Origin of the sequence: Paenibacillus macerans, assembly GCF_900454495.1 — a bacterium.
GTDB lineage: Bacteria > Bacillota > Bacilli > Paenibacillales > Paenibacillaceae > Fontibacillus > Fontibacillus macerans.
Window position 1 is genome coordinate 2,129,951 of record NZ_UGSI01000001.1, and the last position, 12,526, is coordinate 2,142,476.

General features: G+C 47.4%; 10 protein-coding genes. 4 read left to right on the plus strand and 6 right to left on the minus strand.

Translation table 11 applies throughout. The features are described 5' to 3' along the window. Positions 1-10 precede the first annotated feature (10 nt). The 3 genes from DYE26_RS09675 to DYE26_RS09685 all read left to right on the plus strand — a co-directional run bounded on the left by DYE26_RS09675 (position 11) and on the right by DYE26_RS09685 (position 3,058). Positions 11-1,312 (plus strand): hypothetical protein, encoded by a 1,302-nt coding sequence (locus tag DYE26_RS09675; RefSeq protein ID WP_036623856.1) that lies wholly within the window; start codon positions 11-13, stop codon positions 1,310-1,312. 16 nt (positions 1,313-1,328) lie between these two features. Next, positions 1,329-2,045: an ABC transporter ATP-binding protein gene (locus DYE26_RS09680; RefSeq protein ID WP_036623858.1), complete on the plus strand. Its 717-nt coding sequence runs from the start codon at positions 1,329-1,331 to the stop codon at positions 2,043-2,045. Positions 2,046-2,140: 95 nt separating this feature from the next. Then, positions 2,141-3,058, plus strand: a complete 918-nt coding sequence (locus tag DYE26_RS09685) for a TraB/GumN family protein (RefSeq protein ID WP_036623859.1) — start codon at positions 2,141-2,143, stop codon at positions 3,056-3,058. A 71-nt stretch (positions 3,059-3,129) separates the two neighbouring features. Here the strand turns inward: DYE26_RS09685 and DYE26_RS09690 are convergent, their stop codons facing one another. The 6 genes from DYE26_RS09690 to DYE26_RS09715 form a co-directional block, all read right to left on the minus strand. Continuing rightward, entirely contained in the window at positions 3,130-4,695 is a 1,566-nt protein-coding gene (locus tag DYE26_RS09690) for an MFS transporter (RefSeq protein WP_155620433.1), read from the minus strand. A gap of 22 nt (positions 4,696-4,717) precedes the next feature. Continuing rightward, the gene (gene bglB / locus DYE26_RS09695; RefSeq protein WP_115311201.1) at positions 4,718-5,818 is read right to left on the minus strand and encodes a beta-galactosidase BglB; all 1,101 of its coding nucleotides are present in this window, start codon (positions 5,816-5,818) and stop codon (positions 4,718-4,720) included. A gap of 141 nt (positions 5,819-5,959) precedes the next feature. Continuing rightward, complete coding sequence (locus DYE26_RS09700; RefSeq protein ID WP_115311202.1) at positions 5,960-7,252, minus strand: ABC transporter substrate-binding protein; 1,293 nt, start codon at positions 7,250-7,252, stop codon at positions 5,960-5,962. Positions 7,253-7,255: 3 nt separating this feature from the next. Beyond that, the gene (locus tag DYE26_RS09705) at positions 7,256-8,494 is read right to left on the minus strand and encodes a response regulator (protein ID WP_036623866.1); all 1,239 of its coding nucleotides are present in this window, start codon (positions 8,492-8,494) and stop codon (positions 7,256-7,258) included. Between the two features lie 4 nt (positions 8,495-8,498). Next, positions 8,499-10,256 (minus strand): sensor histidine kinase, encoded by a 1,758-nt coding sequence (locus DYE26_RS09710; RefSeq protein WP_036623868.1) that lies wholly within the window; start codon positions 10,254-10,256, stop codon positions 8,499-8,501. Between the two features lie 110 nt (positions 10,257-10,366). Next, entirely contained in the window at positions 10,367-10,630 is a 264-nt protein-coding gene (locus tag DYE26_RS09715) for an oligopeptide/dipeptide ABC transporter ATP-binding protein (protein ID WP_036623870.1), read from the minus strand. A gap of 119 nt (positions 10,631-10,749) precedes the next feature. Between DYE26_RS09715 and DYE26_RS09720 the strand changes: the two genes are divergently transcribed. Further along, a complete protein-coding gene (locus DYE26_RS09720; RefSeq protein WP_036623872.1) occupies positions 10,750-12,525 on the plus strand; it encodes a DEAD/DEAH box helicase in 1,776 nt (591 codons plus the stop codon). Position 12,526: the final 1 nt, after the last annotated feature.

The following is a 12,526-nucleotide window of genomic DNA, read 5'->3' on the forward strand; positions in this document are numbered from 1 at the left end:
AAAGATTAGAATGAGTTCAAGTTTTAAGCTTTACGCATCCGTTTATCTCATTCGGATCAAGTATATTTCATGGCGCGATATCGTTTTAACGCTGTTTCTCCTTCTTTTACTGCTCCGCGGGACATATCAATTCACTACGGCGTTAGCCGAAAAGGGCTTCTCATCCACATTTATAACGGGCTGTTGGGGGCTAATAGGGATGACCGTTGGAATTGGTCTGTTTGCCGGGAACCTGATGATGGCGGAAATGCGCTTCTTATGGTCGCTTGGACGAGGGGCTCGTTTTTTAACCTCATATATGATCTGGAAAAAGTCCCCCTTTGTTCTTGTGCTTGTTTGGATGCTGCTGGGTCAGTTGCTTTGGTCACCGTCATATAGTTTCGGACAAGCATTCCTAATGCTGTTGCTCGGACTCTCCTTTGCAGAACTCGGTGTTTATTGCTTTGTGGCACTTTCGGGAATGGCGAGAGAGCGAACAGCCGGATCGCTATCGTTAGCCCTGCTGTTATTGACAGTACTGGCGCTTAATATTTCATTGATGATGCTGCCCATGATACCTGCGGTTCGGCTGATCGTTGCAATCGCCGTTACCTTGCTGCAATACATCGCCGCTTTTCAAGCGTCACGCTTCTCCTGGCCGCGAATGATAAGCGCAGCCCCGCCGGCTGAATCCGGCGCCAAACGGCATATCCTGTCCCGCTATCCGTTACTTCGTAAAGAGGTATATTTTCTAACCCGCTTCAAAGATATGTTTCCTTTTCTTATTGCCGTTTGTTTATTACAGCTCTTTACCTACTATTCAGCAGTTGATACCCCGATAGTTGTCCCGGTAGGCGCGGCCTTGATGGTCTGGCTGGTCAGCGACGTTTGGGTTATAAGAAGCTTCGTAGCCGAAGGCAGAGGAATAGCACTATACACCGTTACCTTGGGTGCTTGGAATAGAGGATTATGGGCAAAATGGCTTTTTTATGGGACAGTAGGCATAAGTATGTTCATCGTTCATACCTTAATCTGGGGATTTCGCTTAGACTGGACTTGGACGGCATGGTCGTTTTTCGAGTTATTAGCGCAGTGCCTGCTGCTTACTTCCACATTTGTTTCATTCAGTTTACTGGCTGGATATCATCTTACAACTCAAGGGCGTATTTCGCTGCCCGCTCAGCTTTTAATTACAATCTGCATGTTTTTGCTCATCTATTTACACCAAGCGCATCAAATACTATTCATAATCGTCTCTATAACCATACAATTTGGATTTTATCGACTTTTACGCCAGGTACCTGAAAGTCTTCCCGGCAAGTTTTCAATGTAAGGAGAGATCAAATAAGATGCAGACAAACTTAGCGCTGTCCTTGCAACTGCAGCAAGTCAGCTATGCTTACGAAGATAAACGCATCCTGCATGGCATCGATTGGACCCTACAGGGGGGAGAAATTACGGTACTGCTCGGTCCCAACGGCGCAGGTAAGACGACGCTGTTGCATTTGCTGGCAGGGATGAAGCCGGTCCAGCAAGGCAGCATTTTGCTGGGCCGGCAAGCGGTTCATTGGCAGGACCAACAATATAAAAAACGCATCGGCTATATGATGGAGTTTCCGTTTCAGTATCCATTTTTGACCGTAATCGAAATGATGCGGCTTATCGGCCAACTGCGCCGCGTCTCCCCTGATCAACTGGAGGAGCGAATACGGCACTGGCTCAAGCATTTTACATTGGAACCGTACAGCAACTACGCGATTGGCGCTTTGTCCCAAGGAACGGCAAGGCGGGTTGCACTGGCATCCGCATTGCTGCACGAACCGGATATCCTTCTTTTGGATGAGCCGACCAACGGACTTGACCCGGATCAAGTCATAATCGTGCGCGATACATTGCAGCAATACTGTGCCCGAGGTGCTCTCATCCTGTTATCCACTCATATTATCGGGCTAGCGGAAAAACTGGCGAATCAAGCCGCCATATTGCGAAATGGACGTATTGTATATGCCGGCAAAGCCACGGGGGATTTGGAGAGTCTCTACGTGGCAAATAAAACCTCACAATAGGCCCAACAGATCATTCGACAAATTCCATTTTTATGTTAATCTGGTTGTTGGTAAATAAACCCTGCAGATCTAAAAAGAATGGAGTAGAGAACCGAGTGAGAAAAATAGCGATTTTAGTGTTGGCGGTTTGTTTGACGTTGGTGAATGTAGTCCCTTCCCCGGCTCATGCGAATAATGAGCAAACCAAAGCGCTATGGGTTTGGGATTTTTATGAAGCGGCTTCCGATTCCAACAAGATTACACAGCTGCTGCAGTTTTTAAAGGAAAATGACATCAACTTATTGTTTATCGGGACAAGAAAGACGTTGGAGGATCAGCCCGCAACTTATGAGGAATTGATCCAAAGAGCGCATGAGGACGGAATACGCGTGTTCGCGCTTGTCGGCAGAGCCAACTGGGCGCTGGAAACCCATCATCGCGAAGCGCTGCAGGAACTGCGCCAAGTGATTTCCTATAACGCGTCCCATCCGGCCAGCAAATTTGACGGAATTCAGTATGATATTGAACCGCACACCTTACCCGAATATTTAAACAAAAGAGGCTCCGTTTGCTATCAATACATCCAGGTTCTGAAGAAAATCGCGAATGAAATTGCCTCAAGCAAGGAGAATTTGGAGTTCAACGCAGCGATTCCGTGGTGGTATGCAACGGGGCAAAATCCGGTCATCGTGCAAACCGGCGGGGAGAAAAAGCCGCTAAGTTATTTTGTATTGGACATCGTGGACACCGTATCCATCATGGCCTATCGCGACACGGCCGAGAAACAGATCCGCGCAACCCTGGCGGAAACCGATTATGCGGCCAAATTAGGCAAAAAGATTTATATCGGCGCGGAGACCAATTCTCCGAACGGCGGCACTATCACGAATGAAATTACGTACTACAACAAAGGCCTGAAATATATGAATCAGCAATTAAATACCGTGACGGATTTTTATGCGGACCATGACGGGTTTGGCGGAGTCGCCATCCACGACTACCCTGCACTTATCCAAATGATGGAAAAGAATTGACAGACGGTTCGCCGCAAAATAAACAGCCTGCAGCCGGCAATGACGCCGCTGCAGGCTGTTTAACTGCTGGTTTAGACAATTACTTTATGTTTGGTTTCATGACTATCTTGTTTCTCCTTATACTTCAACAGATTTTCATACCCTACCGTGTTGTTTCCCCATGTTTTTTCATATTCCCAACCGGTTAATTGTTCAAAAACTTTGCGGGCTTCCGGTGCAGCCTCTTGTTTAGACCCGCCGTTTTTCAAGCGTTTAATTTCATCCAACAAAATGACATGATTTTCTTTGGTTAATTTGTAACGATAGGAGATGATTAGGCCTCCCGCCAAAAAGAAGAGCGTACCGAACAGCAAGATGGAAATAATCATCGTTACCGCTGAATCCGGCTGCGATGTTTGTCCGGATACAAACCCCGCTTCCTGCAAGGCCACGCCTACCAAAAAGACAGCCAGCGCCTGCGTTCCCTTTCGGATCAAGCTCATGACACCGGCGAACACCCCTTCACGTCTTTGCCCGGTTAAAGCTTCATCCACATCCGGAATAAAGGCATAATTGTTCCAGGGAATGTAGTTCAAACCGCCGCGTCCCAACCCGCAAATGCCGATCATAAGGAACAATAAAGCAGTGCTGTTTAGCGTTCCGGTGAACTTTAAGACGATAAATCCGACAATCCCTGCGATAAAGAGGGAAATTGCCGTTCTATACGCCGGGGCAGGATTCAATTTAATCGTTAAAGTAAGCGCAATCCATACGCCGAACAACTGCATGACATACATAAAGGTCAATAGGTTGGATGCGGCTACGGCGCTTTGCATAAGGGCAAAAACAACAAAATAAGTAAACACCGCGTTGAATACATCCTGGCTTAAATATCCGCCCAAATACATCCCCAGATGGTGGCGGAATGTTTTTACCCGCAAAGTCGAGAATAAATCCGCATAGATCTTATGAACATTTTGTAAAAAGGTTCTTTTATCAATGACTTCCTCTTGCGGGATTTCATCGAAAGGACGTTCCCATGTATTTCTGTACAGCAGCAACAATACCACTACAAATATGACCGTGAAAATAATACCTGAGTACAGGTAGGTAAGTGGATCATCCTTACCCAAGGCTTCCACAAGCCGGCCGGGAATAAATGCGGCGAATACGGCCGAAGCCTGAGCGACAAACATTCTGGCGCCCGTAAACTTCGAACGTATTTTATAGTCGCTGCTCATCTCGGCGGCAAGCGTATCATAAGGAATCAAAATCATCGAATACACAATTTCAAACAAGATGTAGGTTAATAAGTAATACCAGTAACCGAAACCGGAAACCCAAATCGCTGTATAGACAAGGACAAGCGGAACGGCTGCCAGTATAAAGAACTTGCGTCTTCCAAAGCGGCGGCCCAGTTTGGTTTTATGAAAATTATCCGTAATGTATCCCATAGTCGGCGCCGCAATCGCATCAACAATCCGGGCAATCGCAAAAATAGAACCGGCTTCCACGGCAGTGAGGCCGCAAAAAGTCGTTAAGAAGAAAAGCAACCATGCCGCTGTCAGAGCAAAGGCGCCCGCCCCTAAGAAATCGCCTAACCCATAGGACATATAATTAATAAATTTGGGTTGTCTAACCACTTTACTCCCCTCCATTTTAACCGCTTTCACTTTGGCGTTAGATATAAGTATGAAGATATTCCGACAGGCACAGCACGGCAAGCGATTGTCCATAAGGCATGGCGGTCGTTCTGATTCCCTTGTAAAATTCCAGGGTGTCGCCCATGCCTGTTCCTACGGATACTTTTTGCAGCGCCCCTTCTTGATTAATTTCAGCCATGATTCCGCGAATAGCCTTGTGGGCGGCTTCTTTATATTCCTGGCTGACATACCGCTTATGAACGGATTTTAGAATGCCATAGGCAAATCCGGCTGTCGCCGAGGCTTCCAAATAAGAGGTCGGATCATTGATTAAGGTATGCCATAAACCGCTTTCATCCTGGTAATCGGCAAGAGCTTCAATTTGTCTGTTTAATGTATCAATCAGGAATTCGCGGAGAAAATCTCCCTTTTCCAATTCCAAGATCTCGATCATCTCGGGAATCGCAATGGTGATCCAGCAATTTCCTCTTGCCCAAAGCGCTTCGGCGTAATTGTGTTTTCCTTCAAAGGTCCAGCCGTGATACCATAAACCGGTTTTTCTGTCCGTTAAATATTTGATATGAATGAGAAACTGCTTTTTGGCCTCTTCCAGGTATTCAGGTTTATTCAGCAATTTCCCGATTTTCGCCAGCGGCAGCACGGTCATCATCAACGTGTCGTCCCAAAGCTGATTTTTGTTTTCCGGTCCATAAGTCATATGCTGCAATCCGCCCTCTTTTGTGCGAGGCATATCATGCATGACCCATTCCGCCCAATCCTCCAAGTAGGGCAGGTAGGTCCGGTTTCCGGTATCTTCATACAAAAAAGCCAGCGTTAACAGCGGCGCCATCGTATTGACGTTTTTCGGCGGCGCCCCTTCCCGGATTCTGGCATGGAACCATTCATTTATGATTTCCAGCGCTCTTTGGTCATTGGTTAATCTCCAGTATTTATAAATTCCGTATAACCCTACACCTTGCGGCCAGTTCCATACATGCCAGCTTTTGTCGTCCACAATCAACCCATCAAAATTAAGCAAAAATTCACCGCTTTGGTCCTTGATTTCCGTAAGATTATTCATTAATAAATGAATGGAATCAACGACCTCTTGCTTGGCGATCGCCCTTTCCTGCAACACAGTAATCCCTCCAAATCATGATCTCCATCCGCAACATTGTGACCGCTTTCACTCACACCATCATTGTAGAGAAAATGCTTTCATGGAACCATAAAAAAAACAGAGGTTTACGTTTAAAAAACCTACTTGTTTGCAGGACGATTACTTATTCTTGTCTAAAATCATTTCCGCTTGCTTTCTAAAGGAGCGTGCTCCCTGTTCCGGGGTAATTTTCTTAAATAAAATCCGCTCGGACAGATCGTCAAGCGCTTTCATGATTTCCGCATTGCCCAGCGGGTCGATCGGATCGGTAGTGCGTACATGTTGGGATGCCTTTTCAACGTAATCAAAGATTTTGGTGTCAACTTCGGACAATTCCGGTTTGATTTCTTTCATCACCTTTGCAGAGACCGGAACGCCCCGGTCGCCTTTGATCAACATGTTGGCATCCGTATTATTTACAAAGAAATCGATAAACTTGGCCGCTTGTTCTTTTTGCGTTGAGCTCTTGGGGATCGAGAAGAACATGCTCGGCCTTAAAAATAAAGCCGCCTTGTCCGCATGCTCGGGAGGCAGATGGATGGATAACGGCGCTGCGGCCGATTCGGCAAATCCTGAATATTGGTTGGACCAATTCCAACTCATGGCGGCATTCCCTTTTACGATAAGATCATCGTTAATTCCTGTGATATGCGCTTGAACGTCCGGAGTCGGGAACGCTTTGGCGTCAACCAACCGCAGCTGCCGTTCAAAATAATCGGCAAATAACCCATCGTCCGAGTAGCCAAGGCCTGTCCCGTCTTCATTGTAAAGCCGCGAGCCTTGTGTTCTTAAATAGTACGGAAAAAATACATCGGCAGGGTACATTCCATTTGTACCATACACGCCGGCGGCATCATGGACAGCGATCGCGATTTGCTCAAAGTCATCCCAAGTCCAGTTTTCATCGTCCATTTTGGCACCCGCTGCCTGCATCAGATCATCATTTGTAATCACCGAAAGAACGTTCGACCCAAGCGGGAAGCCATAAAGTTTCCCGGCCAGCCTTCCTCCGGAGATCGCGTTTTCGTCAATGGAGCTAACATCAATCGTGCCGTCTTCTATGTACGGGGTTAAATCCTCCAGTTGGCCGGTTGCGCCGTATTGAAACAAATAAGCTCTATCCATTTGAATCACATCCGGCAACCCGCTGGCGGCCGCCCGCGGGGCAAGCTTCTTCCAATAATCGTCCCAGCTGGCGTATTCCGCCACAATTTCTACATTGGGATGTTCCTGCTCATACATTTGAATCACTTTCATCGTGTAATCATGTCTGGATTGCACGCCCCACCAGGCCACGCGCAGGGTCGCTTTTTCATTTTCTTTACCGCCGTTGTTTCCCTGATGGCCTGCATCGCAGGCAGCCATGGAAAGGAACAATATAAACAACATGAATATCAAACCGGACTTTCTCAAGCTCTAGCCCTCCCTTTTGCGATATTCAGACGGCGTACAGCCGGTATATTTTTTGAAAACCTGGCTAAAGTATTGGGGATTGTCGCCAAAACCGACGATTTCCGCCAAGGTTCCGACCTTCACGTCATCCATTTTGGCAATATGCTTCACGGCTTTTTCAATTCTTAGCTTAGTCAGATATGTTGAGAATCTCTGGCCGGTCTCCTGTTTAAACAGTTTTCCGAGGTAATCCGGATTCATATATAAAATCTCATTGGCCACCATTTTAAGCGATAAATCGGGATTGCCCAGGTTCTCCGTTAGAACTTCTATTACTCTGTTGATCACGGAAGAATGCTTTGACTTGAAAGCCAGGACATCTTTTCGCGTGATAATGCTTCCTTCTCCCAAATAAAAACGGTGTTCCAAACATTCCATAGCCTCACGGTACAGCTTCCCGGCGTTGTGGAGATGATCCCCTTCGCTTATGGCGACGGTGGTATCCTTTTTGAAATATTGGCAGGCAAGTTCTTTAATCTGTTCGATTTTTTGCCGCAATTTTTCTGCGTCATGATTATCCTCGATCAGAAACAAGGCATTTTCGCCCATATTCATACTTAACAGGACGGAATCAAAGATCTCGGCGCCGATATTTTTGATAGCAAATAAATGCTCATAAGAAAACGAACCTTCCGGCTTAAAAAGCACGAGTCTTACGCGCTGATGATGGATCTCTACGTCGAAAAGCTGCTGATAGAAGGATAAATCGTTGTTTGAATAGTTCCGGCCGGCCAAAAATTCGGTTAACAGATGCGCTTTAATCAAGGGCTGAGCTTGTGCGTATTTTTCCTGAAGCTGGCTGACAAGGGTATCCTGAGCCTTTTCTTGCTCCAAGTCATGAATGATCTCCTGAAGCGCGGCTGTAATTTTATCCTCGTTGCACGGCTTCAACAAATAATTTTTAACCCCATAACGCATAGCCGTTCTGGCATATTCAAATTCACTGTATCCGGACAATAGGATAAATTTCATGGCGGGAAATTCCTGATGCGCCTTTGAAACCAGACTAAGTCCGTCCATGCCGGGCATTCGGATATCGCTGATCACAATATCCGGTTCAAGCCGGGCCATCTTTTCATACGCATCGATCCCGTTTTCCGCCGTTGCCACAAGTTCCGTGTCCAATGCTTCCCAATCGACGATACTGGAAATCCCTTGGACAATAATCTGTTCGTCATCCGCCAACAACACTTTATAAGACATCCTATCACCCCGTTTGAACAGGCAGTATCACCGTAATCGCGGTCCCTTTTCCCGAAAGATTTTCAATGCTTAACCCATATGGTTCCCCAGCGTAAAGCTTGATCCTGTCATCGATATTGTTCAATCCTATTCCGGTGCCTTTAGGAACGATTTGGCCTTCTTTTACTTTTTGGAGTATAAAGGGATCTATGCCTGGCCCATTATCTTCGATCCGGATCAATAGCCTGTCCGCTTCCTGATCAACTTGCAACTTGATAACCGACAAACCGACGGAAGGCTCAACGGCATGCTTAAACGCATTTTCCAGCAGCGGCTGCAATATTAATTTGGGAATCTTGTATTTTTTAACGTAAAAGGGAACATCCATGTGAAATTCAAACCGCTGGCCAAACCGGTACTTTTGAATGGTTAAGTAACTGTTGACCATATCGATTTCATCCTCGAATGTAACGAAATCCCGGTTGAAATTTGTGGAGTATCTCATAAGGTGGCCCAATGCTTCCACCATGCTTGAAATTTGCCGCTGTTTATTGGTTTTCGCCAGCCAATTAATGGACTCCAATGTATTGTATAAAAAATGCGGGTTAATCTGAGCCTGAAGCGCTTTAAATTCAGTTTCCTTGACCAGGAGCTGCTTAGCGAAGTTCTCCTGAATCAACTCGTCGATTCTGTGGATCATGGTTATAAAATTCCGGTAAAGAATCCCTACCTCGCCTTGATCAACCATCGCGGGCTCCAATAAATCCACGGCGTGAAAGTTCCCCCTTTGAACCTCCCGCATGGTAAAGGCCAATTCTTGAATGGGGTCCGTAATTTTTCTTAAAAAATTAAAACCAAGGGAAATAAGAAAAACGAACATAAACATAAAAACCAGCACCAAAGTATACTTCGCGGCAGTGATTTTGGAAAACATCATGTGAAACGGAATCAGGCTCCAGTAGGTCCAGTCCTTAAAGCCGGTCGTAATATGATTGACAAAAGTTCTTTCCCCATGAACGCGTTCAATGCTGTAGCCCTGATCATTTGGGGCCAAGAAATGATAATCTTTTACCGCATCCATTCCTTTTTCCGAATAGAAAACCCCATTTCCATCCGTAATCACAATATTTCCCGCTATTTCTCCGCGAGGTTTCGGTAAACCGCTTACAATCTTGTTTAAATTAACGCGGACAAGCAGTTTGCCGATGTTCTCAAAATCCAGGTTCCCGTAAGACCGGATCAGGCGGACAGAAATAATATCCCCATTATATCCGGCCAACTCCATCCAATAGTTTTTGCCTTCATACGGGTCCGCCTGGCTCAGCGCAAGCTCCTTATCCTTCTTCTTTAAAGGGCTTGCGCCATCCCCGGCTGAAAATTCCCTTCCTGCCGAATCGTATAAATAAATCGCATCGATGCAAGTTTCCTGATCCGCGTATTTTTTCAATTCGTCGCCGATTTTCTGTTCAAGGCGATAGAAATCATAGCCTGTTACATTTTTTTGCAGATCCAACAACATTTTTTGAATAGACGGATCAACCGCGATGTTGTAACTAACTTCTTCCACGCTTTCAAGCTCCTCTTCGATGCGGTTGGACGACATCATCAACACTTGCGAGGATTTGGCGTAGATTTGCTCATCATAAAGGGAAAAGGCATATTGAAGGCCTCCCAATACAAGGACCAGCGTTGTCATCATAATCAAGGTAATCGTTAATAAGAGCTTTACGTTTAGCTTCGCATTTTTATAATAACTCGCAATGCGCGACCATATCTTTTTCATGGGATATAATAGCTCCCTTGGCTAATCCAATTCTATTTGTTATAGTACGTAAAATTCTAAAGCTGTTATATGATGCAATTCACTCACCTCGCCGGCAGCGGCCTCCCTGCCTATTTCACCAGATGGCAGGCCGCAAAATGGCCTTCGGAAACTTTTTTCCGTGCCGGTTTAACGGTCCTGCACGTTTCCGCCGCAAAAGGACAGCGCGGATGGAACGCACACCCGCTTGGCGGATTGAGCGGAGACGGGATCTCGCCCTGAATGGATAGTATTTTATAAGAGTCCGGAAAATAGGATGCCGTGAATCGGTTCCGCCTCATTCCGCCGAAGCGCAAACTTCCGCCTATGTTATGAACCGCCTCTTTTTCGTCCATACTACACTTACATCTGCCAAGCCTACTTTTTGAGCAAAGAAACAGTTCGCCGCTTCATCTCTTCCCGAGTCGAAAAAACCAAGTCGGATGTACAAGCACAAAAGGGAGGTTTTATCATCATGTTTGCTCATCCCCCCGGCGATTCCCCAAGCTTGATCAAGAATCCGCCCCCGCATGCCGAGGTCCCGGTCGAATTCGACCGGAGCTGGTTTGGCGAGCTTGCGGCCCGGCAGGAAAAAGGCGGGCCCTGGGACGATTGGAAGCTGTTCAATCTTGCCCTTGAGGCGGAAACCGCTTCTTTGGTCACGAGCTTTGAGGAAATGCAGTGCCTGAAGCATCTGCAGCAGGTAACGCCGCTGCCCCACCAGACCGAAACCGCCCGCAAGGTGCTGTTTGAAATGCGCGGGCGCGCCATCCTGGCCGACGAGGTCGGCCTGGGCAAGACGATCGAAGCCGGTTTGATTTTAAAAGAATACATCGTCCGCGGGCTGGTCCGCAAAGCGCTGATCCTGGTGCCCGCTTCCTTGGTGCTGCAGTGGGTGCGCGAGCTCAATCAGAAATTCGGCATCCCTGCCGTCGCCCAGAAAAAGGAACACTCTTGGCATAACGACATCGTCGTCGCCTCGATGGATACGGCCAAACGCGATCCCCATAAATCGATCCTGCTGAGCAATGAATACGACATGCTGATCGTCGACGAAGCGCACAAGCTGAAAAACAAAAAAACGACGAACTATCAATTTATGCTGCAGCTGCGCAAAAAATATTGCCTCCTGCTGACGGCGACGCCGGTGCAAAACGACCTGGACGAGCTGTTCAACCTGATCACGCTGCTCAAGCCCGGCCAGCTCGGAGGGCAAAGCGAATTCGCGGCCAATTTCGTCGTGGACAAACGCCTGCCGAAAAACGAGGAGCAGCTAAAGGGAGAGCTCTCCAAAGTGATGATCCGCAACCGCCGCGCCGACGGGGAGCTGGAATTCACGAAGCGGATCGTCCGGAACATCGACGTCGAACTGTCGCCGGAAGAAAAAAATCTGTACGACGGAGTCACTTCCTTCGTCAAAGACCAATATCAGGCGGCCGGCGGCGATTTGAACAGCATGCTCTCGCTCGTAACACTCCAGCGCGAAGTATGCAGCAGCCGCGACGCCGTTTTCGTCACGCTCGTCAACCTGTCGAAGAAGCTTGCTCCCGATTCGCCCCTGCGGGATAAAATCTGGGACATCGTCGACCTGATCCGGCAGATCAAGGCCAACAGCAAAGCCGAAAAAACGATGGAACTGATTCGCGAAATGAACGATAAGGTCATCGTTTTTACCGAATACCGCGCCACTCAGGAATACCTATTGAACTATTTCCGCGACCGGGACATAACGGCCGTTCCCTACCGCGGCGGAATGAACCGCGGCAAAAAGGACTGGATGATGGACCTGTTCCGCGACCGCGCCCAGGTGATGATCGCCACCGAAGCCGGCGGCGAAGGCATCAACCTGCAGTTTTGCCATCACATGATCAACTTCGATTTGCCCTGGAATCCGATGCGGGTGGAGCAGCGGATCGGCCGCGTGCACCGGCTGGGGCAGCAAAATGACGTCAAAATCTACAACCTGTCCACCAAAGGGACGATTGAAGAGTATATCGTGAACCTGCTGCACGAAAAAATCAACATGTTCGAAATGGTTATCGGAGACCTTGACGTGATATTGGAGCGGTTTGAGAAGGAGCATTCCCTGGAAAAAAGCATTTACAAAATCATGCTCGAATCCAAAAGCGACGAGGAAATCGCCAGCCGCGTCGATTCGCTCGGCCGCTCGTTCCATTCGATCAAATCGGAGCTGGACGTGCAAACCGGCGATAACGGAGGCGGCGATCTGAAACAGCTGTTGGGAGGTTGAC